25 protein-coding genes and 1 pseudogene are annotated in these 23,024 nt (G+C 65.5%); 4 read left to right on the top strand and 22 right to left on the bottom strand.

All coding sequences use genetic code 11. The features are described 5' to 3' along the window. The first annotated feature begins 268 nt into the window (after positions 1 to 268). The 3 genes from ABZ004_RS33825 to ABZ004_RS33815 all read left to right on the top strand — a co-directional run bounded on the left by ABZ004_RS33825 (position 269) and on the right by ABZ004_RS33815 (position 1,988). Positions 269 to 934 (top strand): hypothetical protein, encoded by a 666-nt coding sequence (locus tag ABZ004_RS33825; RefSeq protein WP_355685388.1) that lies wholly within the window; start codon positions 269 to 271, stop codon positions 932 to 934. Positions 935 to 1,073: 139 nt separating this feature from the next. Further along, positions 1,074 to 1,607 (top strand): NUDIX domain-containing protein, encoded by a 534-nt coding sequence (locus tag ABZ004_RS33820; protein ID WP_355685386.1) that lies wholly within the window; start codon positions 1,074 to 1,076, stop codon positions 1,605 to 1,607. A gap of 249 nt (positions 1,608 to 1,856) precedes the next feature. Further along, positions 1,857 to 1,988, top strand: coding sequence for a hypothetical protein (locus ABZ004_RS33815; RefSeq protein ID WP_355685384.1), 132 nt, complete (start codon positions 1,857 to 1,859; stop codon positions 1,986 to 1,988). A gap of 254 nt (positions 1,989 to 2,242) precedes the next feature. Here the strand turns inward: ABZ004_RS33815 and ABZ004_RS33810 are convergent, their stop codons facing one another. The 18 genes and pseudogenes from ABZ004_RS33810 to ABZ004_RS33725 form a co-directional block, all read right to left on the bottom strand. Continuing rightward, positions 2,243 to 2,608 (bottom strand): hypothetical protein, encoded by a 366-nt coding sequence (locus ABZ004_RS33810; protein ID WP_355685382.1) that lies wholly within the window; start codon positions 2,606 to 2,608, stop codon positions 2,243 to 2,245. Continuing rightward, the gene (locus ABZ004_RS33805) at positions 2,608 to 4,362 is read right to left on the bottom strand and encodes a TraM recognition domain-containing protein (RefSeq protein ID WP_355685381.1); all 1,755 of its coding nucleotides are present in this window, start codon (positions 4,360 to 4,362) and stop codon (positions 2,608 to 2,610) included. The genes ABZ004_RS33810 and ABZ004_RS33805 overlap by 1 nt, the downstream gene beginning before the upstream one ends. A gap of 3 nt (positions 4,363 to 4,365) precedes the next feature. Then, entirely contained in the window at positions 4,366 to 5,778 is a 1,413-nt protein-coding gene (locus ABZ004_RS33800; RefSeq protein ID WP_355685380.1) for an ATP-binding protein, read from the bottom strand. Further along, the gene (locus ABZ004_RS33795; RefSeq protein WP_355685378.1) at positions 5,778 to 7,202 is read right to left on the bottom strand and encodes an SCO6880 family protein; all 1,425 of its coding nucleotides are present in this window, start codon (positions 7,200 to 7,202) and stop codon (positions 5,778 to 5,780) included. Before ABZ004_RS33795 ends, ABZ004_RS33800 begins: the two co-directional genes overlap by 1 nt. Continuing rightward, entirely contained in the window at positions 7,199 to 8,419 is a 1,221-nt protein-coding gene (locus tag ABZ004_RS33790) for a hypothetical protein (protein ID WP_355685376.1), read from the bottom strand. Before ABZ004_RS33790 ends, ABZ004_RS33795 begins: the two co-directional genes overlap by 4 nt. Before the next feature lie 14 nt (positions 8,420 to 8,433). Further along, a complete protein-coding gene (locus ABZ004_RS33785) occupies positions 8,434 to 8,727 on the bottom strand; it encodes a DUF6112 family protein (protein ID WP_355685374.1) in 294 nt (97 codons plus the stop codon). An 18-nt stretch (positions 8,728 to 8,745) separates the two neighbouring features. After that, positions 8,746 to 9,300 carry a CHAP domain-containing protein gene (locus ABZ004_RS33780; protein ID WP_355685372.1) on the bottom strand — a complete coding sequence of 185 codons (555 nt, stop codon included), beginning with the start codon at positions 9,298 to 9,300 and terminating at the stop codon, positions 8,746 to 8,748. Continuing rightward, on the bottom strand, positions 9,297 to 10,064 hold the full coding sequence (locus ABZ004_RS33775; RefSeq protein ID WP_355685371.1) for a hypothetical protein: 768 nt from the start codon (positions 10,062 to 10,064) through the stop codon (positions 9,297 to 9,299). Before ABZ004_RS33775 ends, ABZ004_RS33780 begins: the two co-directional genes overlap by 4 nt. Before the next feature lie 36 nt (positions 10,065 to 10,100). Beyond that, a complete protein-coding gene (locus ABZ004_RS33770; protein ID WP_355685370.1) occupies positions 10,101 to 10,826 on the bottom strand; it encodes a hypothetical protein in 726 nt (241 codons plus the stop codon). Positions 10,827 to 10,954: 128 nt separating this feature from the next. After that, the gene (locus ABZ004_RS33765) at positions 10,955 to 11,755 is read right to left on the bottom strand and encodes an ImmA/IrrE family metallo-endopeptidase (protein ID WP_355685369.1); all 801 of its coding nucleotides are present in this window, start codon (positions 11,753 to 11,755) and stop codon (positions 10,955 to 10,957) included. Between the two features lie 166 nt (positions 11,756 to 11,921). After that, positions 11,922 to 12,974 carry a toprim domain-containing protein gene (locus tag ABZ004_RS33760; protein WP_355685367.1) on the bottom strand — a complete coding sequence of 351 codons (1,053 nt, stop codon included), beginning with the start codon at positions 12,972 to 12,974 and terminating at the stop codon, positions 11,922 to 11,924. Positions 12,975 to 12,980: 6 nt separating this feature from the next. Further along, the gene (locus ABZ004_RS33755; RefSeq protein WP_355685411.1) at positions 12,981 to 13,484 is read right to left on the bottom strand and encodes a hypothetical protein; all 504 of its coding nucleotides are present in this window, start codon (positions 13,482 to 13,484) and stop codon (positions 12,981 to 12,983) included. A gap of 39 nt (positions 13,485 to 13,523) precedes the next feature. Then, positions 13,524 to 13,817: pseudogene (locus ABZ004_RS33750) on the bottom strand (hypothetical protein); the annotation flags it as partial. A gap of 165 nt (positions 13,818 to 13,982) precedes the next feature. After that, the gene (locus tag ABZ004_RS33745; RefSeq protein ID WP_355685366.1) at positions 13,983 to 14,162 is read right to left on the bottom strand and encodes a hypothetical protein; all 180 of its coding nucleotides are present in this window, start codon (positions 14,160 to 14,162) and stop codon (positions 13,983 to 13,985) included. 1,654 nt (positions 14,163 to 15,816) lie between these two features. Next, the gene (locus ABZ004_RS33740) at positions 15,817 to 17,448 is read right to left on the bottom strand and encodes a DUF885 family protein (protein WP_355685364.1); all 1,632 of its coding nucleotides are present in this window, start codon (positions 17,446 to 17,448) and stop codon (positions 15,817 to 15,819) included. A 47-nt stretch (positions 17,449 to 17,495) separates the two neighbouring features. Continuing rightward, complete coding sequence (locus ABZ004_RS33735; protein ID WP_355685362.1) at positions 17,496 to 17,672, bottom strand: hypothetical protein; 177 nt, start codon at positions 17,670 to 17,672, stop codon at positions 17,496 to 17,498. Then, entirely contained in the window at positions 17,669 to 17,974 is a 306-nt protein-coding gene (locus tag ABZ004_RS33730; protein ID WP_355685360.1) for a hypothetical protein, read from the bottom strand. The genes ABZ004_RS33735 and ABZ004_RS33730 overlap by 4 nt, the downstream gene beginning before the upstream one ends. A 319-nt stretch (positions 17,975 to 18,293) precedes the next feature. Beyond that, complete coding sequence (locus ABZ004_RS33725) at positions 18,294 to 18,563, bottom strand: hypothetical protein (RefSeq protein ID WP_355685358.1); 270 nt, start codon at positions 18,561 to 18,563, stop codon at positions 18,294 to 18,296. A 764-nt stretch (positions 18,564 to 19,327) separates the two neighbouring features. On the opposite strand from ABZ004_RS33725, the gene ABZ004_RS33720 reads away from it, so the two are divergent. After that, entirely contained in the window at positions 19,328 to 19,750 is a 423-nt protein-coding gene (locus ABZ004_RS33720) for a hypothetical protein (RefSeq protein WP_355685357.1), read from the top strand. 164 nt (positions 19,751 to 19,914) lie between these two features. On the opposite strand, the gene ABZ004_RS33715 is transcribed toward ABZ004_RS33720, so the two are convergent. The 4 genes from ABZ004_RS33715 to ABZ004_RS33700 form a co-directional block, all read right to left on the bottom strand. Then, positions 19,915 to 20,043 carry a hypothetical protein gene (locus ABZ004_RS33715; protein ID WP_355685356.1) on the bottom strand — a complete coding sequence of 43 codons (129 nt, stop codon included), beginning with the start codon at positions 20,041 to 20,043 and terminating at the stop codon, positions 19,915 to 19,917. A 405-nt stretch (positions 20,044 to 20,448) separates the two neighbouring features. Further along, entirely contained in the window at positions 20,449 to 21,282 is an 834-nt protein-coding gene (locus ABZ004_RS33710) for an ABC transporter permease (RefSeq protein ID WP_355685354.1), read from the bottom strand. Then, the gene (locus ABZ004_RS33705; protein ID WP_355685353.1) at positions 21,279 to 22,262 is read right to left on the bottom strand and encodes an ATP-binding cassette domain-containing protein; all 984 of its coding nucleotides are present in this window, start codon (positions 22,260 to 22,262) and stop codon (positions 21,279 to 21,281) included. The genes ABZ004_RS33710 and ABZ004_RS33705 overlap by 4 nt, the downstream gene beginning before the upstream one ends. Before the next feature lie 221 nt (positions 22,263 to 22,483). After that, positions 22,484 to 22,984: a helix-turn-helix domain-containing protein gene (locus ABZ004_RS33700; RefSeq protein WP_355685352.1), complete on the bottom strand. Its 501-nt coding sequence runs from the start codon at positions 22,982 to 22,984 to the stop codon at positions 22,484 to 22,486. Between the last annotated feature and the right edge of the window lie 40 nt (positions 22,985 to 23,024).

Below are 23,024 nucleotides of genomic sequence, written 5' to 3'. Positions count from 1 at the left end.
GCCGCTCAGCCGATGCCGACGGAGCTGCGGGCGCAGGAGGCAGGTAGTTGCTCGGCGGTGCAACCGGCCTGACACACACGCGTGATGGACCGAAAGCTTGCCTAGAGCAACACTGAGATCGTGGCCGAACTTGGTCCCGATCTCCTCAGGCCGGTAGCGCTGGAACTGGCCCGGGCGGAAGAACAACTCCCCGGGCCCAACGCCATGCCGGGCGGCGCGAGATTCGAGCTGAGTGGGACGGCTTCCTTCACTGAATCAGTCAAATTGGATGAACGGCTGCTCCAGATCGGGATGGCGGCAGCGGTCTCAGGCCCAGTCGAGTTGTGATTCTGGAGTTCCGTGGGCCCGTCCCCACGCGCGTTCACGCCAAGACAAAGACCTCACCTCCCGCTTTCCCGATGTCCAGGCCGCGCTGCAGTCCCAGCTGCACATCGACGGTGTCCTGGACGGCGAGGTCGTCGACTGGACCGGAGAGAAGCTCGACTTCGGGCAGCTGCAGCTGCGGCTGGTGACGTCGCCGGCGAAAGCCCGCAAGATAGTCGCTGAGCGGCGGCCTCGTTCGTGGTGTTGGACGTGCTGTCCGTCAATGGCGTCGACCTGCGCAGCCAGCGCTGGACATCCAGACGCCGCCGCCTGGATCTGCTTGCCGAGAACTGGGCACCGCCGCTGCAAGTTTCTCCCGGTCACCGAAGATGCCGAAGCGGCCCGCGAGTGGCTCAGCGCGTTCAGCCACACCGGCGTCGAAGGACTCGTCCTCAAAGGCGGGGGAAGCCGCTATGAGCCTGGCAAACGGGCCTGGATCAAGGTGAATTCTGTAGGGGTGGGCTGTATTCGGATGCCGCAGGAGCCCCAGTTCCCCCTGGTCAGGGCCAGGTTGAGGAGCGGGTGCTCGTGTCCGACACGTGTTGTTGACGGATGTGCGCAGTATTTATAGAACCGCGCGGTTGAGCGGCTGGACAGGGGGACAACTACTTCTGCCGCGCGTTGCAATCCGAGGTGTGATGTCTGCGTGATGAGCACTTCGCTGGGATCGTCAGTTGCTCCCAAGGCTGACGGGGTGCAGATTGCCAATCATGGCCGTGAACGGAGATGCCAGGCAGCTATTGCAGCGCTGGAGCCCGCCTTTCGATCAGCGGGAACTGCGCGAGGAGGCCTTAGCGCTGATAAGTAGCGAAGCCGCTCTCTGGCGCGAGGGCGCTCCTGCGCACTTGACTGCCAGCGCCGTAGTACTCGATCGGTCTGGACGGCAGGTGCTGCTCGTTCACCACGCCAAGTCAGGCAAGTGGCAATTTCCAGGCGGTCACTGTGAGAGGAACGATGCGTCGCTGGAAGCGGCCGCCCGCCGCGAAGTCCGCGAGGCGACCGGTCTTGCGGTCGGCCTGATGACATTGCTGGCGCTCGACGGCGGGCCCACCATGTGTGGGCCGTCGGCGCGCCGTCACATCGATGTCCGGTTTGTTGCCATAGTCAGCCAGGACGCCCCTCGTGTAAGCAGCGAGTCGCTCGATGTGGGCTGGTTGGGGTCGCGGATCTGCCAGCCCCTCATCGACCAGATCTCCGAAAGCACCTGGATCTCGCTGTTTGGAGAGGCTATGGCCCTCGCTTAACCAGGCAGCCGGCGGCCGGTCGGTGACTGACGTCTTGTGGAACGCCGCGGCGCGATCCAGGGCGTGCCCGCCCTGCTCACGATTGGGCGGCCTATGGCAGACACCGCTGGGCTCCGCGCTGCTCAGGTTCGTCCACAACGACGCCAGATGGCCGCACGCACCGCGCCCGGCTGATCACTGGCCGGGTTGGTGCCGTGTTGTCACGTACCTGAGCGGGACGAGTGCCGATTGCGGGGTGACACTGTAGCCATGGGCAACTTTGTCGCCCGAACCGGGCCGGTCCAGCTGGAACTCGCCAAGGCGGTCAAGCAGCTGCCGGGGCCGCGCGGCATGCCGGGCGGATCCCGCTACGAATTCAAGTGGGACGGTTTTCTTCACTGACCTTGTCAAAGCTCGCGGGCGCTTACGGTCCGGGGAAGACGTGCGGCAGCGTTGCGCCGTGGTCGCCGGCCGGGAGTAGGCGGCGTCGAGGCGGCCGTAGACCAGGCGTGAGAATACCTCGGCGGAAGTGTGAGATCTGCCCCTGCTGTGCTCGGGCGGGATTGAAAGGCGACGCTGTCGCGTTTCAGGTCGATGGTGAACCCGCGGTCGGGGTTTGTGGTGGTGACCGAGATCAATCTCGACCGCGGTCAATTTCACTTTGAATCTCGGTGGATGGTTCTGGTGCAGCCGAGCATGGAGGTCCAGTCTCGTAGGCGGCGGAGGGCGAGGGTTAGGTCGCGATGGAAGGCCAGGGGGTCAGATGGTGCTGCGTCGTCTTGGTAGCAGGAGTCCCAGAAGGTGCGGAGGGCGGATAGTTCTTCGACGACGGCGCCGTGGCGCGGCCAGCAGGGTGGGATGACTTTGTGGTCGAGGGCGTAGCGCGTTGTCGCCCAGGACACCCATTCGTTGAGGCGTTCGAGTTCTTCGGTGGTGCTGGTGGGGTCGAGGTCGCGCCAGCAGACGACGTACGGGTCTGTGATGGGAGCCAGGGCGAAGGGGTTGGTGAAGTCGTCGTCCATCAGTGGTTGCTTGCTTGGTCGATGCTGCGGCGGATGCGGTCTGCGTCTGCGCGGGCGGTCCACGGGGTCATGTTGAGGAGGATGGGTGGGGCGGTGCGGGCTAGGAGGATGCCGGTGCCGAAGGGGAGGGTGCGGATGACGTCGGGTGGCAGGATCGGGATTCGGCGGGTGCTGGTGGAGGTGGTGCGGCCGCCGTCGGGGCCTCGGCTCCAGTTGCGGATCTCTTCGTCGCGTTCGCCGCAGACGGCGGCGAGGTCTTGGAGGTCGCGGGGTTGGGCGGATCCGCCGAGGATGAGGCGGAGGGTGGCGGCGTCCCACATGGCTGCAGCAGCTTGTTCGCCCCATCGTTCGCGGGCTTGTGCGAGGGATTGAATGACGACCAGGGTCGAGATTCCGGAGCCGCCGCCGTCGGCCATGAGGGAGGGCAGCGACGGGACGGCGCAGAGGTTGGCAATCTCGTCGAGGACCATGGCCAACGGCGGCTCGAGTCGGCCGCCGGGATTGTGGGCGGCTAGCTGACGGGCGGATTCGGTGATGTCTTCGAGAAGAGCGGCGATGAACGCGGACGTCGCTGAGGCACCAGCGCCGGTCCCAAGGAGGTAGATCGTGCCCCGGTCGCGGACGAAGGTCTCGGGATCGAGCCCCTCCCCCGAGGGTGGGTCGAAGGCTCGGCGTACGGCTGGATCACCGAGCGCGGAGAGGGCGGATCTGACGCCGGCCCAGATGGCGTCTCGGGTGCGGCCGTCCATCCGGACGATGCCATCGAGAGTGTCGCCCCAGCCGTCGGCTGCGTCTGTCGAGCGGTTGAGGATGGTGACGGCCTCGATTGCTGAGGCTGGTTCGAGGCTCCAGCGGTAGAGCTGAGCGATGCCGGTGTCGTCGAGGGCGGCGGCGTGGAGCAGCCCGCGAAGCGCCATCTCGGTTTGGCCGTGCCAGAAGGCGGCATCGCTGACGTTGCCTTTGCTGAAGCCGGCTCCAGCGGCCAGGCCAGCTGCGCGGACGATTGCGGTGGTCGGGTTCTCGCATCCCCGCACCGGGGACCATCGGATCCCGTCGGTCTTGCCGAGGCTTTGTGGGTCGAAGACGGCGACTGGCCCGATTGCCCGGCGGGATCCGAGGGTCGCGGCGAGGTTGTCCGGACGAGTCGAGGTTGTCACAACGGCGCCAGGCGAGTCGATGATCCCGCCGATGATCTGGTGCAGGCCCTTCCCGGACCGCGGAGGACCGACCACGATGATCGAGTCCTCGACTGACGCCCAGCATTCGCGGCTCCGGGAGTGGCCAAGCATCCGTCCGACAGCGCTCGGCTCTGAGGTTGGGGCCTGCGGCCGAGCCGACCGACCCCGCCGTACGACCTGATGCCGTCCGACGGCTGACTGGATGTCGCCGACTGACGCGAGACCTGGGCGCTTGCCCAGCGCCCGGGCACGACTGGCCACGGTCGACTTTCTGCTTTGCCAAATCCGGAGTACGACGTACGTCGCGCCCAGTGGCATCCCCAGGACGATCGCAAACACGACCCAGTACGCCGCCACGCCGATCCGCGCGCTGGCAACACCAAAGGCGCTAGCTGGGTTCCCGGGATGCATCGGCACCTGTAGAGCGTCGATCCACGGTGATGACACCCACTCCCCCGTTGTCAGCCAGCTGGTCAGGCCGCCGGCCACGTAGAAGAGGCCGGCGATGCCGAGCAGGGATGCGCCGGCGATGAGGATGGTGTCGGAAAAGTCCGGGCCAGGTCGTTGGTTGACCACGGGCTACATCCGGGCGTCGGTGTCGAACAGCTGGACCTCGCGGGCGTGCCGGACTAGCTGTACGACGAAGGATCGGTTCGGCAGGCGCCACAGCGCTCGGCCCTTCGGCAGTCTGGCGATCGTCGCGATCTCGACGTCGGTCAGGCCAAGGAGGCTCGCCGTACGAGCGAGCTGATCAGATTCCTGCCGCAGCATGATCCTCGTCGAGCAGTCGGCGAGGAGCCCCTCGGCCAGGGCGCGAGCCTCGGATCCGTGATCGCCGACAGCAGCAAGGTCGGAGAGCCGGTGGACAATGAGGATGTTCGACACGCCCCAGGCTCGGGACAGCTTCCACTGCTCCTGCATCCGACGTAGGAGTGCCGCGTCGCGCATGACTCGCCAGCCCTCGTCGTACACGATGTAGCGATTCCCGCCCGCGGGATCGGCGACAGCCGCCTCGAGCCACGACGATGCGCAGGCAAGGGTCAGCCGTAGCGCCTGGTCATCGCCGCCGCTGCTGAGCCACGAGGAGTCGAGGGTCACCATCGGCAGTGCGGGATCGAACTCCGTGGTTGACGGCCCGTCGAACATGCCAGACAGGTCACCATGGACGAGACGCCGGATCGCGTGCGCGACCTCCCGGCCATCGGATGCGAGACCGGCTGGTGTGAGTCCCGCTCGCTCCACTCGATCCGAATCAGGTGTGAACAGCGCAACGACGACATCCGGGATCGTCGGCGATGGCCTTTGCGCAGAGGCAGTCCCGAGAGCGAGATCAATCGCCGTGTGTTCAACGGCAGCCAGCGGGCGACCGAGAGTGGATTCGGCCAATGTGCCGAGCAGCGCCCGGCGCCGCGACCAGACGATGCGAGACCACTCCTCGGCGTCGACTGACCCTGGGCGGCGGCCCGCGTCCAACGGGTTGAGCCGGGTTGGTAGGCCTGGTCCGAGTTTGATGGTTGCTCCGCCCACGGCCTCTGCGACCGAAGTCCATTCTCCCTTGGGGTCGCAAGGGACGTATGCCTTGTGGCCCAGGGCGATCGATCTCGTGATCAAGGCTTTGGCGGTCGATGACTTCCCGCTTCCGATGACGCCGGCCAGGAGGACGTTCGGGTTGGTGATGACTCGTTCCTGGTACAGCACCCACGGGTCGTAGACGAACGATCCGCCGCTGAAGACGTCCGATCCGATATAGGTGCCGTCGGCACCGAGTCCACCCTCGGCGAGGAACGGATAGGCGACCTGTAGCACCCGGGTCGTCGCACGGTGCTTGTCCACGAGAAGAGTTCGGCGCGGCCGCCCTCCGTCCGATGCCTCGAACGATTCGATGTTTGCCTTGCGGCGCGGCGGGCGGCTGGTCTGTCGCGTACGCCGGTTGGCTCGCCGCGTCGCTCGATCGGCTCCGTTCAGCTCGTAGTACGCCGGTTGCTGCTCCATCACAGTCCAATCCCGAACGGAAGGGCCGCAGCCATGAAACCCTTGAGTTGCTGGCCGACCAGGCGCCGCAGGTCGAGGAGCGCTTGGGTTGCCGCGATCTCGATCTCCATGCACGCGTCGTCCAGCGCATCCTCGGTATCTCCGGACACCACGACCAGACCGAGCCAGCGCACGTCTCCGTGCCCTACTGCCAGATCCCGCTCCCGTTGTGCAACGTCGGCGTCGAGCTGGCGATCTTCCTCGGTCTCCATCTGCCCGATTCTTGCTCTTGTAGTCCGGTCAGTGATGCGCTCGACCTGATGCCGTCGAGCATCACGAAGCGCCTTCGACATCGGAATCGGCTGCAGGACAAGGCTGAACGTCCGGCGGATGCCAGGCTTCAGCAGTAGCGGCCCAAGGAACGACGGAGCCGCTCGAACACGCGGCCATTCCGCGACGACGTACACGCGGTGGAACGACGAATCTGTACGCACCTGGTCCCAGGACTCTTCGACGGCGAGTGGCCCGGCGTCCGAACTGTCCATATCTGCCGACGCGGGGATGGTGCGCGTCGCTGCCGGGTCGAACGCGACTCGCAGGCTCAGCGCGAGCTCCTTCGCGTTGAGCCAGACGCCCGCAACGCCTGCGGCCGCCAGCGCAGTTTGGAATGCGCGGGACTCGGATTCGAGCACGGCGGTCCCACCGGCGATGCCGCCACCTTGCTTGCGGACCTCGCGCGCGGCGGCGTCGAGGTTGATCGCGAGGCTGAACAGGGTCTCGTGCCGGGCCGCGGCGGGTGCGGCCTGCTTCAGGAGGTCGGCGTAGATCGCTCCAGCGGACGTCGCTGCATCCATCTGACGGCTTCGGGCCCATTCCTCTAGTTGGTCGGCAGGATCGGGCAGTGTCCGTTCGAGGATCTGTGCCCTGGCGATCCGGGGGCTGTGGCACAAGCTGGCGATGAGCTGGCCGTAGGCGGTGACGCGGCGATCCTGTTCGTCGGTGTTCTGCAAGAGGTGGGCGGGGCCTTCGATCTTGGCGACCGCGATCAGTCGTCGCCGCTGCGGGTCGTGCACGATGCCGATGCCGGAGTTCGTGGTGAGCATCCGCAGTACGCCGTTCTCTCCAGGTAACTGCAACCGCCCGTGAACTCGTGGCTCCAGCACGTTGGCGCGAAAGGACCGCCTTTTCAGAATGTGCGCGACACGCAGTACCAGCCAGCGATGCAGAGGCACCTCCTCGGCTCGCACGAACGCCACCGCAACGCAGGTCGCCGCGACGGTGAGGGCGCAGAGCATCGGCGCTGTCGGCAGCTGATTCACGAAGGACAGAGTCGTGAGGACGACGGCGGCCAGGACCAGTACGACCTGCACGGGTCGCAGACCCAGCAGTACTGCATTGCGTTCCGGCCGGGGGAATCGTGTCGCGAGCCTGTTCTGGTCAGTCATCCGTGGTCGCCTCCTTGCGAGTCGTCGCCGCTTGCTGTGTCCGAGACCTGCGTCGGCTGCGCACCGCTGATCGAGGCCTGACTCGTCGCAACCGCCGTCGCACTGCTCCCGCCGCCGGAGGCACTACCGGCTGGCTGGGCGGTTGCATCCGAGCCGACGACAACTACCTCGGTTCCACCCGAAGAGGCGAGCCCACCGCTGTCGCCCGACGTGCTGTCGCTTGGGGAATCGCTGTCGCTGCCCACCACAGACTCTGAGCCGCTGCCGCCCGAACCCCCTCCAAAGTGCTGCGCCGTAAACTGCTGCGCTTGCTCAGCTCGCTGCTTGAGTGCGGTAGCGCCGGCCGTCCCCTGCTGGAAGAGATGGACGGTCGCGCCCGCATGGTCGCCTGCCCAGTGAACGAACGAGTACGTCGCGATCGGCGCGAAGGCTGCCATCGCGAACAGCAAGACTCCGGCGAGGAACGTCCCGATGCTCTGATCATCCCCGGGCTTTGCGCCACCCATGGCCGACAGCCCGAGCGTGAAGATCAACGCCATCGCGATCTTGGAGAAGAGCAGTGCCGCGACGATTTCGATCCACCGGCGCAGCCAGTGCCGGGTCGCCGACCAGGTCCAGCTGGCCATGGCGATCGGGGCGAACACGACGAACGCAATTATCGCCACTTCGCGGATCAGCAGTACGCCGTACAGGGAAATCACCGCGAGAAGTCCGAGACTCACGGCGAAGACGAGCGACCCGCCCAGCGTCGGCAGGGCGAGCTGGGCGGTGAGATCCACCATCTTCTTCAGTGCTTCCGTCGTGCTGGCCGTGCTGCCCAGGAGGCCGCCCGAGATCTCGTCCACGATCCGACCCAGACCAGCGATCACTGCGACGGCGAACGGTACGCCTGCCGTGCCGACCAGGGCTCCGACCACGGCCTGCCCAAGACGGCCTGGCTCGCGACGGATCGCGGCCGATAGACACTGCAGGACAAACATCCCGACGAGGAAGGGCAACGCGATCGCGATCATCAGGTTGAGGTTGTTGCTCCACCAGGTCTGGTCGAACCGTGGCGACGTACTTTCGCTGAAGGCCTTAAACACGTTGATGGTCAGGTCGCTCAAACCGTCGGCCATCCAGCGGGCGAAGGATTGCCACATCGAGCTCGCCAGGTTCTGCGTGGTGTTCGAGGCGACGCACGCGGCAGGATTCTGAAGGCATCGGAGCCAGTCCATTGTGCGGGTTCCGCTCAGCCGATGGTGATGCCGCTGAAGAAGCGGATGATGCCGTTCGCGGAGCTGATCAGGATCGCGGCGCCAACTGCGACCAGGCAGCCGATCTTGCCTTTGCTCGCGTAACCGGCGTTGCCGTTGATGCTTGCCGCACCCCAGGCCGCTGCCGAGATCACAAACACCGCCACACACACCGCGAGTCCGAACGGCAGCAGGGCTCCGATCATGTGGCGCAATTCCGGCAGGCCGGGCAGTCCGTCGGTGTTGGGTGTGATGCCTGGATCTTCTGCGTAGATGATGTGGCTGAACACAGGAGTTTCCTTCGCTGGTCAGGGAGTGGAGTAGATCGGCGGCGCCCAGCCGAGGTAGGACGCGTGCCATCTGGATTCGACGCGGCCGAACTCGACGAGATACACCCCGCCTTCACCAGAGACCTGGTCGCCGATGTCGTTCGAGACGATGCGGCCGCCGCCGATATACACGGCCACGTGGCCGTAGGGACCGCCGGTGTCCCAGAAGACGAGCGCCCCGACCGGCGGTTGCCGATCAGCTGGGTGCGCATTGCCGGTGGCAATCATCTGCTGCCACTGCTCTGCAGCCGAGTAGTAGCCTGCTCGCGGTCGGCCCCAGATGTTGGCCGCGAGACGGGCGCACAGCTGGTAGTAGCCGTGGCCACCAACCAGGCGCAACGCCCGCGCGACGGCCTCGTCGGCACCGGGCAACGAGCCGCCATACGTCCCGGACGGTGCCCGGCAGCCGGCAGGTAACGCTTCGACCGGCGTCGCTACGCAGGTGTCGCTGCCGCTGGCTGCGACTGTGAGCGGAGCGACCAGTCCGATGCCGCTAGTCAGCAGCACACCGGCCAACGTGAGCTTTGTGATCACCGTGATGTCTGTGCCGACGCGGACCAGAACTTGCAGGTATAGACGCAGACCACGCTGACTGCTGCGATCCGCTCGATGGTCTTTGTCTGCTTCTCGAGGGTCACCGTCTGTTGTCCACGGACCATGTAGGCCTGCCATCCCTGCGGGAGCCCGTGGGCCGCCTTCGCCTTCGCCAGCTCCGGCGTTGTCTCCGCAGTGATGTCCGTGACGGTTGCGCGGGCCTTCTCGAGATTGAGTTGCTGCCACTCGCCTGGTCCAGGCAGCATGCTGCGGGCAACTGTCTCGCTGCTGCTGGCGGCGTCTGCGAACATGCTGATTCCGTTCACCCAGTCGGTGTAGTTGTGCTTGCTCGCGTCGTAGGTCCAGATCGCCCGGGCGAACGCGATGGCGTACTCGTGGGAGTCGGCCGTCGCCGGCACTGTCCACTCATCGAGAGATGCGGGCGTCAGCGGCTCAGTGGAGCCCGGTACTGCGGTCCCGGCTGGTGTTGGCGTCGACCGCTGACCGCAGCCGGCAACGAAGAGCACCAGCACGGTCGCGACCACGAGTGCCGCGGGGATCAGGACCTTCGAACGGGTCGGGTGGGACATTCTTCTTCCTCTCTTGGGGACTTCGGTACGGCGCAGCCATGCGAGCCCGGCCGCGGCCAGGGGCGGCGGCAGGATCCACAGCGCGCTGAAGACGTGCAGGCAGAACCTGAACTGCGCGCGGTAGTAGCGAACGAGCCAGTTGTGCCGAGGGGTGATGTGTTGTTTGTGCGTCATACCGGGCATCAACGGTTGATCCCGGGAGACTTTTCGTCAGGCAGCTCGAAGCCGCCCCAGAGTGCGGGCCCGGCGGTGGGCGAACCCGACGCCTCGGCCGAAAAACCGCAGGTCACGACCTGCAGCGGCCAAGATCCACTCCCGTACGACCTCGTCGGCGAAGACCTCCGCCGGCGGCTGCCCGAGCGCCAGCCGGGCAAGTGCGGACGGCCTGCCGGCTCCCCCGCGGAGCAGCCAACTCATACCTTCGGCCTGCTGCCCCGTCGCACCTACCCGCCTCAGCCGCTGGATGACCGCCGCGCGATTGAACGGCGGACCGTCTGCGGCCACCCGGATCAGCTTGCGCCCGGTCGACCCCGGCAGACCTGCCCGTTCGAGCTCGGCAACGATGAGATCGAGGCGCCGCCCCAGCCACGGTCGATCCCCGCTCTGCGGCTCCGGCAGCTGTGTGAGCAATTGGTGCCTTTGCCGGCGCAGCAGTTCGGACCGCAATGTGTCTTTCAGGCGCCACCGCACCAAGTTGGCGAGGTAACCCCACGAGACACCGCCCTCCGGTGGATTGATGGACAGTTCACGGCAGCGCTCCCACGCGATCACTCGTGCCAGCTGTGCCGCCTCGTCGTGGCCGAGTGCAGATCGCAGTCGGCTCGACAGCGGGGCGACGATCCGCTCCTCGATCCCCTCAGCCAGCGCCTTGGACGGACCCTCCGCCCAACCCGAACTGGCCGCGTCGCTGATGAGTACGTCCAACTCGACAGTCATCGGTGACTCCGTTCTAGGAAAGGAGAAGCGGATCGCTCCGGCTCCTCTCGTCGTACTGCGACGGCACCAATCTGCTGGCGACGGATCCGGATCAGAACCTGGAATACGAGGTCCAGGAGTCCTGGAATTCAGAAACCCGGCTGCCGATCCTGCACGGGCGTCAGGTCGGTCGAGGCAGCCACGAGCTGTGCAGGGCTCCGACCCGTACGGGACGGGCTGGGCAGGTGTTGTTCGGTCGCGCTGATCAGGCGCCCTGCGGCCGTCACCACGCGCCCACCGAGGGTCTCGATCAGGCGGGCTGACGGATTCGATCCGAGAACCGGAGCCGCTCTCACCAACTGTCCTGGTGAGCCGTCGCCCAGGCGTCCAAAATGCGCAAGGACCGTGTAGGCGACCGAATCCGCTTCCAGTTCGGCGATCCCGGTGCAGGCCTGGCCTCGCGAAAATTTGTGCATTCGCAGATGGGCCAACTCGTGAGCCAAGGCTGAAGATGCGTCGGGTACGTCGAGGTCTGGACTGATCGCGATCCTGCGACGGCGGTGGTCTGTCATCGCCTCGCCGGTTGTTTGTTGCTGGGTCACTGTGAATCCCAGGTCGCCGGCCACCCGGGTCAGCGCATCGAACAGGCGCTGTGCGCTGATCCCGTTCCCAGCAGCAACAGACGGCAAGCCAACCTCACGCCCGCCGGTCTGACTGACATCCCATAAAGTTGCGACCCCATGGCCCTGCACAGGGCCTTGAGCTCGTTCACTCCTATGACCAGCCGCCATGACTCTGATCCCTGACTGGCCGCGCAACACCCGCCTACCGCGACGCTGCCACAGGTCTCGCCCGTCGACCCAGAGGGCATCCGGCATCTGCAACTTGATCAGTACGACGTTGCGGAACGTCTGCCCCTGGAGTACCGACGCCGATTCGAGCCAACGCACCCACTGCCCTCCCGACCACCGCTCGCTCACCTCCCACTCGAACGCTCGCCGAAGGTCATCCACAGTCACTCGAAATCGATTCACGCCCGCCTCCCGGTGTCGTAGTCGGCAGGCTCAACGGTTCGATCACGCAGCAAATCGGCCGAACCGACGATCGTCGGTCAGTTCAAGGAGTCCTGGAAGGCATATTTGGCCACTCGGGATCGTCGGGGTCGCGACGCCGCGACGAAGCGCGCCGCGATGGCGCTCGCGATACCGGCGTCAGGACCTCACGAGACACGACGTCAACCTCAAGATTCAGGCGCTGCGACAACCGAACGATCTGCTGTGCAATGCGATCCGACGGCAACCGCCGCACCAGCGGCGCCACCGCCCGGAGGGCATTGACCTGCCCGCTGATGTGGTCCAGTACCTTTTCCCACCGCGCGACCTCGAAGTCGATGGCGAACTCGGCCAGCGGCCTTGCTGTGGTCAGCGCCGTCGCCAACCCAGCAGGCGTGCTGGTGAAGCACGACGCAGGATCCTGTCCTCCAGGAAACTCAGCTATCGAGACGTCGGCGAACACTTGCGACAGAACGTCGAGGCTCCGCACAGCGCCCAGCCGGCCACCGAGATCGCTATCGAACGCCACCACCACACGGTTCTGTGGCGCCCATCGTCGGATCATCAAGGCCTGCTGAACACTGACTGCCACCCCAGCACTCGATATACCTGCCCAGGAGCGACCGACTTGATCCACAGCAAGTGCATCAATAGGTCCCTCGACCAGAACCGGTACTGCACCCCGCAATAACTTGCCGCGTTGCGCGCCTAGACCCACGACGGTCTCCGACTTGCTGTAGATCGCCGTCGTCGGAGAATTCAAGTATCTGATGCGGTCGGCACGAGCACGGCCGACGAAGCCCACTGGCTCCAGGTCACCGTCATCGGCAGCGAACATGATCCGATCACGAAATCTGTCGACCAGATAGCCGTTGATGGTCGGACTGGCCAGACCTGCTCCAATCAAAGCCTCATCCGCGAAGCCTTCCCTGCGGAGATGGTCGACCAACGCTCTCCAGGAGTCTGGTGCGTAGCCGATCGACCAGTGCTGATCTGCCAAGGAAGCCCGCAACCCTCTACCGGTCAGATGCCGCACAGCCCAGCCGTCAGGACGAGCCTCAAGTTCTGATCGGTAGAAGGCGCGCGCAGCACGCTGCACCTCTAACAGTCTGGACATCCCGGCTCATCCAATCTCCGGTCCGACGTCCGGAGGATCCGGGTCTGGCTGGCTAGAGGTGAGCCCACCGCCGACAACGCGATACGTCAATAACGGTCGCGCCCGGACAAGAGCTTCATGTACCTGGGTCGTGCCGGCCGACGAGCTGACCGCCACCGCCACCCCATCAGGTATGTCGACCGCACGCACCCGATCAAAGAAGTACGCCAAATCAATGCCATAGCCGGCCGACCGCTTCACACCTTGCTCGCCACCGCTCAGCACAATGACGACCTTGTCGCCCACGCTGAATCGACGCAACATCCGCGCCTGAGCAGTCGACAACCCACCACCACAAACCGGGATGCCGGCCCACTGCTCCCCCACCGCGCGACTGAGCCTGGTCACCGCCATCGCGTCGACCGGATCATCTACAACCACAGGGATCGCACCGCTAGCCAGCAGATCAAGCTGCTCTGCGACCCCGAGCAGGACATTTGAGGGCCGATGGATAGCCGTCGCCGGCGTCACCGACTGAGCCCACCCATCCGGACCGACACCGACGAAACCCACCGGCGACAACCGATCATCGCGGCTCACAATCATCAGCCGATCCCGATGCCGATCCATCCCATCACCGGACTCGGCCCAATCCATCAAGCCAGCCCTCACCAGCGTCGAATCGCTGAACCCCTCCGACCGCAAGTGGTCGACCAGACTCGTCCACCCATCCGGCGCATACCCCACATCCCACGCCGAATCAGCCTCCAACACATCACTCGCGCCGCGACTCCTCAAAAACTCAACCGCCCACCCACCCGTTGCCCTCAGCAACTCACGACGAAAGAAGCGGGCAGCCGCCATATTCGCCGCCAGCAACCGCCACCTCTCCTCACGCGACACAACAAACCCAGACTCACTCACAGGCACCTCCACGACGACCCATCCGAGAATTCACACCCTCGAACCTCGCCCCGGCGCCCTCGAACCAGAACCCGGAAACCAAGACCCAGGACCCCGGTCCCATCGCTACAGGACTGCAGGCCCCTGGGCCGGCTCGGACTCGTCATAGACCGAGACGTCGCGCGACCGCCCGACAGACCGACGCGCACCGACTTCTCTGGAGGACGCGAAATCGTCGCTCCACACCGTCAACCCACCCGACTGAGCCAAGTGCTCGCCTGCCGCATCGATCGCATCGTCAATCATGCCGATCAGCCTTGCAATCGACCACCTCGGCAAACGAGTCAAACAGGCACTCGCAGCGTCGGTGCTCTTCCCATCGGTGGCTTGCAGCTCGCCGTCCCCAGCATCCATTCCACAACGCTGACCGCCAAGCCCCTCTCGCTGAACCGTGATCTGCAGTTCCAGGATCAAACTCACCACCAGCTCAGACCAGGTGAAATACCCGGGTGTGGGTCGTACTGCCGGGTCCCGATCTCGAGGTGGTGTGATCAAGTATCGTCCCGCACCGCCCTTACGCGATCGGATCTCCTTCGGGGACGCGCGTTCGGCCCTTCACTATGCAGACCAACTCCGGCATCGGAGGACGTCTCAAGGCCGCGATCATCAACGATCTGAGCAAGCAGCGCCTCAGCAACAACTGAGCCAGCAGTCTGCATCACCCTCGTGACGCTGCTACCCAAAGGCCGCTCCGACAAGGACCTCGGTATCCCCGAGCCGATCATCCGTGGGCTGCGGTCGAACCCGAAGCGGACTCGCAGCAGCACTGCGGTTTCGAGAGCGTCGCTCACGGCGTACAGGACCTACGACCGCCGGTCCGACCAGCTGAACTCGCCGACCCAGTCGCAGACGCATCGCGACGCTGATACAAGGTCAAAGCTGAAGAGCGCCATCCTTAAGCACGTCTCGCAAGAGTCTCGGCGGGAGTAGAAACCCCTCAGCTGAAGGGTCTCCGCCATCTCGCCTCAAGTCGCGTCCTGCAGAGCGATGTTGGGAGTGCTCCGGTTTGGTTGACTCCCGACTTGTCAGGACGTTGCTGGGGATGGTGCTACGCCGAAAGCGTCTCCGTTGGAGTTTCGGCATGATGCGGTGGCGGTCGTCCGCACCGGCGATGCGCTGATCGGGTAGGTCGCGAAGGATTTCGTGATCTTCCAGTCGTCTCTGGTGCGGTGGCTGAAACTCCGGCTGCGCGAGTGCATGAATCGTCGGTGACACCCCGCGACCGGTGCCGTCCAGACCCCGACACCTGATGATTCTTGTGTGGCCAAGTGCAGGCTCCAGCGCTACCGGCCCGAGAAGATCGGTCGCCAGCTTGGCCATCGTCTCAGTGTTGCTCTAGGCAAGCTTCTCGGCCACCGCAACATCTGGGACCGAGGGCGACCCGCCGAACGGTGGACGGATCGTGGTAGCCGTCCTCCGCCAGTCTCGTCGAGACCCTCTTCCTCGGGTTTGATCCTCAGATCAAGCCCGGAGGCGCCGACCTCCGTGTGTCCCTGCCGAGCGCGTCTACGAGGATCTGGAGCGCGACCAGGCCGAACGCGTGGCGATGTCGATGCTGCTGCCGTTGAAGATGTTGAACACCGTGGTGCGCCTCTGCTGTATCTGATGCACTACTACGGCATCACGGTGAACCCAGATGGCGAGAAACCTGACGGTGATCGGTCGATCGCTGACTGCTCCGATCCGACTACCTGTTCTACATGCGGGAGCTGTTGCACTCGCTGCACATCGGGTCTCCGTCATTACTCGCCGTCACAGAATCCCACCGTATGCCCCGTCGCAGTTTTGGCCGCGGCCGCGACACGGGGACTACTGGCAGCTCCTTTGGGTGAACCAGACAGCGCGGGCGCTTCCAGTGCTACGACCCGCGTGCTCCACTCAGTTTTTCTATCCAACAGAGCTAGGACGAGGTCGGCTGGGCGAGCCTGTCGGCGGTGTCGAGTTGATCGCGTAGTCCGAGGAGTTCCCACCGTTGCAGGACCAGAGGGACGTTGCCTTCGCGCCAGAGCCGACTGTGGAAGCTGCGCAGGTCGAAGTCGTCCTGCTTGGCTGAGGCGGTCGCGAGTAGGTCGAGGATCTGCATCTTTCCGATCTGGTAGCTCAGGCCCTGGCCGGGGTTGCTGGCAAAGAAGGCGGCTTCCTGCCAGGCGGTGGTGCGGTCCAATGGAACAGTTTCGGCGAGCAGATCGGCTGCCTGATCGATGCTCAGGTCGCCGGTGGCCAGGCCGAGGTCGGTGCGCACCCGCAAGGCTCGTAGACGCATACCGTTGGCGAGGAACGCTCCGCTGGCGGGTGTGGTGTCGAACAGGCCGGACATCAGCATGAGTTCTTCATTGTAGAAGGCGATGCCCTCGTTGGGCAGAGAGTCGTAGAAGTGCCTGCGCGCGGGGTTGGTGTGCATCCAGGACAGGGCGAGCTGATGCGCGTGGACGCCTTCATGGACGATGCCCGTTCGCGGGTCGAGCGCCTTGGACTGCTCGAAGTAGGGCAGGTCGGGCCCCAGAGCGCGGACATACCGCACCGCTTCCTCATCGGGGTACTGCAGCGAGCTGATGTAGTGCGGCACTCCCAACCAGGTCAGCGGGTCGAGGTAGGGCGGCATGAGCGCGAAGCGATAGTGGCGTACTGTCTCGGGCAGATCGAGAAGCCCGGCGTCGGCGTAGAAGCGACGTAGCTGCTCCTCCTGGACGTGCTGCTGCACGATGTACGACGGTGAGGGGTCGCCCGTGCTGCTGCGACTGGCTCGCGTCTCCCAGACTGCCTCGGCCGCCGCCGCCCTCTGGTACTCCCGGCGCGCATGATCGAGCATCTCATCCACCGTGTAGGGCAACAACGCGACCTGGTGCAGGAAGAAGGTCAGCACGTCCTTGCCGACCGCGCTTTGGCCGGAGAAGGTCTGCTCGCTCAGCCAGTCACGGTAATCAGCCACGTGACCTGCGGCCGCACGGCTGAGTTCGGGCAGCCGGCTGGCGAACTGGGCGGGCAGCAGCGGACCCAGCGCCGTCATCGCGCGCTGCAGGTTCTCCGGGCCGTCGGCGAGGAGTCGCTGCGCATACATGGCGAACGGCGCAGCCGCATGTCCCGTGAGGTTCTGTCGTGCCTGATCGAGGATGATCGGGACACGCTCGAGGTGGCGAACTATGGCCGCTGCACGCTCGTCATCGAACGGCGGGGGCGCCAGCAGCTCGATGTAGATCGGGACCAGGCTCTGGTCGATGTAGAAGCACGGGTTGCGCTGCCAGCTTCGGAGAAGGTCGAGCTCCCAGCGCACTCTGGCCAGCCCCACCCCGAACAGCCTCGCGTCGACTTGGACCTCGATGGGCTGGTCAGTGATGTTCAGGGCCTGGTGGCGAGCGGTGAACTGGGTGAGCTGAGCGCGCCTGTCGGCGACAGATTCCGCGGACCAGTCCGCGATCCATCCGTTGGGGCGCCGCACACGGGGGATGTCGTCAAAGGAGTCCGGTTGCGTGGATGTGCGCCACCGCCAGAACTCCGAGATCAGATGAGCGAGTGCCTGCGCGGCCTCGGCCATGGGGATCCTTTCGTGTGTACGCCGTAGATGTGAGTCCTGCGAGGGCCTCAGCCCTGGTGTGGGTAGCGGTAGTCGCTCGGCGGGGCGAAGGTCTCCTTCATCGACCGGGGCGACGCCCAGCGGATCAGGTTCCACATCGAGCCGGCCTTGTCGTTCGTCCCGGACGCCCGCGCGCCATCGAACGGCTGCTGCCCGACGACCTCGCCGGTCGGCTTGTCGTTCACGTAGAAGTTCCCTGCCGCGAACCGCAAGTACTCCGCCGCCTCCGCCACCGCATGCCGGTCCTGCGCGATGACGCACCCGTCAGCCCGTACGGCGCCGAGTACTCCATGCCCTGCATCACGCTCGCGTAGTCCGCGTCGTCGTACACGTGCACGCCGAGGATCGGCCCGAAGTACTCGGTCGTGAAGATCTCGTCGATCCATACCCTGACATCCCAACCGACATCGACACCTAGGCTGCGCCATTCGGTGGGGGGCGGTGTCAACCCCACCAACTCCGCGCTGGCGGCACTTTGCCGTGGCATCCGGTTCGGTGGACATCCAACCGACTCTCTTACTGTCATCGGCGAGGCAACGGTCGTATCGGAGTGCCTCAGCCGTGTGTGGCCAAGGGAGTTCCGCGCGAGTGTCAGATGGGCAGGAGCACCCGCCCGGCAACCGCAACGGCGTGACCACGGTAACTTCAAACTGTTCCTCGCATGGAGCAGCCCAACAGCCAATCAGGAACTCGGAAGCCAACCTGCAGGAACCATCGTTCGTGCCATCATCGCCGAGCGCCGCACGCTTGACTGACTAACTATCTGACCGAGGATGACGGTACTAGGCCCTGCAGCGCAAGATCGGCTACGCGGCCAACGCGTTGATGGCCGGTCGCTTGCTGCGGCCGTCGTACGGTGGCAGCTGGAATCGCGAGCCGGTGTGCATCTGCCAGCCAAGATGCTGACGGTCAACGACCCTGAGACCGCTGCACGGCTGCGGACCCTCCTGGCCTACCGCGATGCGTTGCTGCGGCACCAATTCGACGCCGAGGGCGGCCTGTCGCGGGTGATGATCCGGACCGGGCGGCGCATGGACCAGCTGGAAGGGCGAGCAACTGCTCCACTCCGCCGACATCGTGAAGACGTCCGGGCGGCACCGCCGCGAGCATCTGGCGTGGGAGCTGGTGGTCGATTTGGGCCCGTTCGCGTGAACAGGTGACGTTGCGGGCGGCGTGGTCGGCCAAGGGCACCACCCGCCAGCACTCGGCGGCCACGCTCGTCGACCGGTACGGCATCCCGCCTTCGGGCGTGCGGGACGTGCTCGTCGACTACCTCAGCGAGATCAGACCTGGATTACGGGTCGTTGCATGGCCTTGCCTACCGGATCGCTCGGCCGCTCTGCTGGGAGGTGCTGCAGATCAACCCGGATCAGAAGGATCTGCGGCTCGACCCGATGACAGCCGCGACCTGGCGGGAGCGGCTGGCGATCACCACCAACGGGCTTCCACGGCGCGAGATCCACTCGATCCTGTTCGCGGTCCGCGGCTTCTACCGGGACCTAGCGGAATGGTCACACGACGAACCGGTCCGGTGGGCACCTGGGTCGCGCAGTGTCCGGTTGCTCGCCGGGAGTCGAAGCTGGCCTCGAAGGCGAAGCGCCAACAGAAGTCCCGCACCCAGGGTCGCACTCGAATGCTCATGCCGCTGCTGCCAGCAATCGTGGCCGAGGCGGGACGGCGCAAGGACTGGTCCGTGCAGCTCCACGCCGCGACCCTGGCCGCCGGCCCGGGCGAAATCTTCGCCGTCACAGGGCGACGTTTCGCCGCACAGCACCGCGGGCCCGGCCACTGCGCGACGTCGCCAGCGAACTGCGCGCCAAGCTCATCTCGCCTTCCCCTGATGGGCCGGCGATCCGGCTCAGTACGGCGTCGTGAACGTCACCAGGCCGAATCCGACGGCTTCTGGGCGTGGGCGGTGGCAGAGACGCTGCGCCACACCGGCGTCCGGATCGAAGAGATGCTCGAGCTGACCCAGCTTTCGCTTCGGCGCTACACGTCGGAGACCACCGGGACGCTGGTGCCGCTGCTGCACATCGTGCCTAGCAAGGCCGACGCCGAGCGCCTCCTACCCATGAGCCCAGAGCTGGTGATGGTGCAGCTGGCGGTGCAGCGCCGAGCCAAGGCCGGCGGAACGTACGTGCCGTTGTCGATGCGCCCGACCCGCACGAGCGGCTTCACGGCGTACCGTTCCCACATCTGTTCGCCCGCCGGATCGGAATCCGCCAGGAGGTCATCTCCTGCGCCGTCGTGCGGCGGCTCTTGAACGAACTGGCCGCAGACGCCGGCCTGGCCGATGCCGGGCAGCCCATTCACCTCACTCCGCACGACTTCCGGCGGCTTTTCACGACAGAGATGGTGTCCAGCGGGCCTGCCACTGCACATCGCCGCCAGCCTGCTCGGTCACCTCAACCTCGACACCACCCGCGGCTACACGCTGTGTTCTCCGACGAGGTGATCGCCGCACACCAGTTCTTCATCGAACGTCGGCGCGGCCTGCGCCCGTTCGGCGAGATGCGACCGGCGTCCGGAGAGGAGTGGGACGAATTCGAGCAGCACTTCCTACTTCGTAAGGGCGCCCTCGGCGACTGCCATCGCCCCTACGGCACCGCATGCGTGCACGAGCACGCTCCTGCAGCCGGTGCCGGTTCCTGCGCGTCGACCCCGCCCAGCTGCCACGCATCGGAGAGATGGCATGCAACGCCGAGGCACGCTTGGCAGAGGCGCAAGATCGCAGGTGGCTCGGCGAGGTCGCCGCCTTGGAGGAGTCACTGAAGCACCTGCGGCAGCGCCGTGCCGAGGCCGACAGTCAGCTAGGTAGTGTAAGAACTTCCATCCTGGAAGACCTCGACGCCTACCCAGCCGCGGCCGCGATCACCCCGCCACCACACCCTCGTTCATGAAAGCCTATAAGGCCGCCAGTTACCGCTGCAATCCATACAAGATGACATCGATCTCAGGCCGTCACGCACCAGTTGCACTGCTTACTGAAGGTGCGGCGTGGCGGCGGTAGAGCCACAGCGACCAGACATAGCCGGCGATGGCGATGGCGATGCACCATCCGATGGCCCACGCAGCGGCGGCGAGGTCGGGCGTGCCGTCGAGGAGGCCGCGGATGGTGTTGATGCTAGGTGTGAAGGGCTGGTGTTCGGCGAATCCCTGCAGCCAGCCAGGGAGGGAATCGGTGGGAACGAATCCGCCGCTGAGCAGGGGAAGGAGCATCAGCACCAAGGGCAGGTTGCTGGCGGTGTCGGGTCGTTTGGCGAAGAGCCCGAACGCGACGGCCAACCAGGAGAGGGCGAAGCCGACGATGAGGACGAGTCCTGCGAACCCCAGCCAGTGCAGCGGGTCGGCCTGGGGTCGGTAGCCGAGCAAGAGTGTGAGCGCCAGAAGCACGGCGATGGCGAGGGCGATCAGGATCGTGCCCCCCGCGACGTGGCCGGCGAGGACGGAGCCGCGGGAGATGGCCATGGTGCGGAAGCGGGCGATGATGCCGGTGGTCATGTCCATCGAGACCCATACAGAGATCATCTGCATCGCCGAGGCCGCGGTCGTCAGGAGAATCGCGGGGGTTATGTAACCGAGATACTGGCCGCGGGTACCACCGCTGGCGATGCCTGCGCCGAGAGTTGCGCCGAGGACGTATACGAACAGCAGCAGCATGATCAGCGGAATCGCGATGATCATGAGGGTTCCGCTGGGGGCGCGGAGGTGGTGCAGGATATTGCGGTGCAACATCGTCATGGTGTCGCTGAACGGCTGCGGGCGTGCGGGTCCGTGCAGTTGTGCGGTGCTCATCGTGCGGCCTCCTTGACCGAGGTCGCGGGGGTATGGGTGCTGTCGGTGGTGGCGGTGCCAGTGAGGGCGAAGAACACGTCGTCGAGGTCTGGGGTGACGATTCTCAGGTTCGCGACAGAGACCCGGGCGGAGTCGAGGCGGACGAGGAGGTCTCGGACCGCATTCGCGTCCGTGCCCTCGCTGACGCGCAGGCTGAGCGCGTCACGATCCACCGTTGCCGCGGGGAAGAGGCGCGCGGCGGTGTCGAACGCTTCCGGAGTGGCGAGATCGACCACGATGTGGCCGTCGCCGACCCGGCTCTTCAGCTCGGCGGGGGTGCCGTCTGCGACGATGCGACCCTCGTCGAGGACAGCGACTCGGGAGGCGAGCTGGTCTGCTTCCTCGAGGTATTGGGTGGTGAGGAAGATCGTCGTGCCCTGTGCTGCGAGGCCGCGCACGATGTCCCACATGACGGCGCGTCCTCGCGGGTCGACGCCGGTGGTCGGCTCGTCGAGGAACACGATGGCCGGGTCCAGCATGAGGGACATGGCCAGGTCAAGGCGGCGACGCATCCCGCCGGAGTACAGCGCCGTCCCCGTCTTCGCCGACTCGCCGAGGTCGAACTGCTCGATGAGTTCCGCGGCGCGAGCCTTGGCACGTTTGGTGTCGAGGTGCGCGAGGCGGGCCATCATCCGCAGGTTCTCCTCGCCGGTGAGCATCCCGTCGACTGCCGCGAACTGCCCGGTGACACCGATAGACGCGCGCACCGCGTTGGAAGCGGTAACCACATCGTGACCGGCGACGCGAACGGTCCCGGCGTCGAGGGCGAGCAGGGTGGTGAGAATGTTGATCGCGGTCGTCTTGCCGGCGCCGTTCGCCCCGAGCAGGGCGAACACGATCCCGGACGGGATGTCGATATCGATGCCGCGCAGGACGTGCTTGTCCCTGAACGACTTGTGAAGTCCGGCGATCTGGACCGCCGGGGTATGGCTTTCGGGCATGGGGTTCCTTTCGATTGAATGTGGATTAGCGGTGGAAGGGCGCGCGACAAGTGAGAACCCCGCGGAGCGTTTGGCGTGCGGCATCGCATCGAAGTCACCAGGAATGTTTCAGGGCGTACTCGACCCCGGCATCGCACTTGTTCGGGTGCGCGGTGTGAAAGTGGCGCTCGCGTCCCGCTCGGGTTATCGGGCGGGATAGGCGCTATCGGTGCTCAGCAGAATCAGCTGCCCGGCACCTCCTCTGAGGAGGAAGCGACCTGGCTCGCGCGGTAGGCCAGCCATTCCTCCTTCAGCCTCGGCATCCTCTCGGCAAGGAAGTCGTACAGCGACGCGAACTCCTCTAGAGCCTCCCGGCGTCCGGAGCCGTCGTCGGACAACAGGGCGACGCCGCGGCGGAGGAGCGCCGCTGTCTCGATGTAGCTTGTTGGGTCGTAGTCCTGCGCGGCGATCAGGCGATCCAACCGAGCAGAGACTCGATCGACGCGATCACCCCGCGCACGGGAACGTTCCACCAGGCCGCGGCCCTCCAGGAGCACGACCGCCTGCGTGATCGCACTGCGACTGGCCAACAGCGCATCCGCCAGTTCGTTCACTGACTGTGCGGCCGGCTGGCAAACTCCCAGATAGCCCAACAGGCGACCAGCGACCGGCGGGGCATTCGTCTCCCGTACGTAGAAACGCCCTACGTGATCGGCGAAAGTCAACTGCTCATCGGTCGACACAAGACGAAATTAGCACAGACGACTGAGATGACACAAAAAA

The sequence above is a fragment of the Kribbella sp. NPDC006257 genome, assembly GCF_040613535.1.
Classification (GTDB): domain Bacteria; phylum Actinomycetota; class Actinomycetes; order Propionibacteriales; family Kribbellaceae; genus Kribbella.
Note: the sequence above shows the minus strand (reverse complement) of the source record. Positions and strands in the feature narration are given on the sequence as shown.